Genomic DNA, 1,755 nt, shown 5'->3' with positions numbered 1-1,755 from the left:
GGCATGTGCATCTCGATATTGAAAAAACGAATTTCCCCTGGTTATTGTTTATAAGTCTTTCCATTCATTCCTTATTGGAAGGGTTCCCTATTCAAGAACATAGCACCATTCTATATGGTATCCTGATCCATAAAATACCCATCGCGATTATCTTGAGCATATTCTTATTGAACTCAAAGATCAAGATGGTTCATGCCCTGTTCTTTATGATCCTATTTTCACTGATGACCCCTTTAGGCAATTACATTGCCGCCCATTTTGAATTTGCCACAAAATACTATGCCCCGATTACAGCCTTGGTGATCGGTGTATTTCTTCATATTTCAACGGTTATTCTCTTTGAAAGTTCGGAAGGGCATAAATTCAATTTGAGAAAACTGGTGGTGATCTTTCTCGGAATAGTGATTGCTTACGCCCTATAGATGTTCAGTAAAGAGGAATCGAAACAGTTACGGCAGGATTTCTGGATTGCCTTTGGCAAATCCTATCCCCATAAATGGCTATTGTACGACACGAAAATAAAAGGGCTTTCCCTGAAATTCCATTTTGGGTTTAAACAAGCCATGGTCTCCATGGATATCGAACACGCTGACTTGGCAAGAAGAATGGAGTTATGGGAAAAACTAATTGCGCTGCGGTCTATTTTAAAAGAAGAATACCTGCCTGAAGCTATTTATAAAGACTCATATCTGTTGGAAAACCAAAAGGAGATATCAAGAATCTATGTTGAAAAAACAGGCGTTTCCATACATAATAAGGATACGTGGCGGGAGACAATGGCATTTTTAGAGAAACAAATGTTGCTGCTTGAAGCTTTCTTCGATGATTATCAAGATAGTATTCGCAATTGATCATAGGGGGCGAAGCCTTAGACCACATCAAAGTATATATAGAACCAATGACTAAGGGCACCCCAAAGTACAAACAAATGCCATATAAAATGATTGTAGGGTATTTTTTTCCACGCGTAGAAAATAGTCCCTATCGTATAGAATGCCCCTCCCAAAAATAGTAACCTTATCCCTTCATGGGTTGTATGTTCCATGAGATTTTGGTAGTCGATTACGATCAACCAGCCCATGGCAAGATACAAGAGCAGGGAAAACATCTCAAATTTACCCGTAAAAAAAATCTTTAATAAGGTACCCAAGGCGGCAATACCCCATACTACATAAAATATCAACCAACCGTTGCTATTTTGTAAGGTAATCAAAGCCACAGGGGTGTAAGTGCCAGCAATCAGTAAATAAATACTTATATGGTCTAAAATTCGAAACTTCCGTTTTAAATCTGGATCTGAAACGGAATGGTAGAGCGTGGAAGCCAGAAACAACAGTACAAATGAACTGCTATAGATCAATATGCCCATTTGGGCATATGCTGTTTTATCGGAATTGTGCTGTAATAAAAAATAACATCCTAGTAGTCCGGCAATAACCCCAAGTGCGTGGGAGTATGCGTTTAATTTTTCTTCGGTATGGTATGATATTCCCTTGGTCATAATGGTTGTTTATCATGAAGGGACAAAATTACGAAATAGCCACATTCATTCCATGTAAAAGCTTGACGGGCCCTTAGCGTATTTCAACTTGAAATCACCAATTGCTATTTCCCATGCGTACTTGAAAATCGGGCAAAAAAAAACCCCGACGATGCGAAGCATGTCGGGGTCAAGGAAGGCGGCGGCCTACTCTCCCACCTGGTGTGGCAGTACCATCGGCGCAGACGGGCTTAACTTCCCTGTTCGGAATGGTA

Annotated in this window: 3 protein-coding genes and 1 rRNA gene; 2 read left to right on the top strand and 2 right to left on the bottom strand. The window is 40.1% G+C overall.

The window, feature by feature from the left end; translation table 11 throughout:
- Both WBM98_RS16180 and WBM98_RS16175 read left to right on the top strand, forming a co-directional pair.
- Positions 1-422, top strand: a 422-nt coding sequence (locus WBM98_RS16180; RefSeq protein WP_424367059.1) for a ZIP family metal transporter, incomplete at its 5' end; no start/stop codon positions are given.
- Positions 423-851, top strand: coding sequence for a DUF4268 domain-containing protein (locus WBM98_RS16175; protein WP_424367058.1), 429 nt, complete (start codon positions 423-425; stop codon positions 849-851). It abuts the gene before it with no gap.
- A 17-nt stretch (positions 852-868) separates the two neighbouring features.
- Here WBM98_RS16175 and trhA read toward each other — a convergent pair whose 3' ends face one another.
- Both trhA and rrf read right to left on the bottom strand, forming a co-directional pair.
- A complete protein-coding gene (gene trhA, locus WBM98_RS16170) occupies positions 869-1,501 on the bottom strand; it encodes a PAQR family membrane homeostasis protein TrhA (RefSeq protein ID WP_424367057.1) in 633 nt (210 codons plus the stop codon).
- Between the two features lie 173 nt (positions 1,502-1,674).
- Positions 1,675-1,755: ribosomal RNA gene (gene rrf / locus WBM98_RS16165) — 5S ribosomal RNA — on the bottom strand; the annotation flags it as partial.

It is taken from the genome of Maribacter sp., assembly GCF_049667165.1.
In the GTDB taxonomy this organism is placed as follows: domain Bacteria; phylum Bacteroidota; class Bacteroidia; order Flavobacteriales; family Flavobacteriaceae; genus Maribacter_A.
The sequence above is the reverse complement of the archived record's forward strand: the minus strand, read 5'-3'. Positions and strand labels throughout refer to the sequence as shown.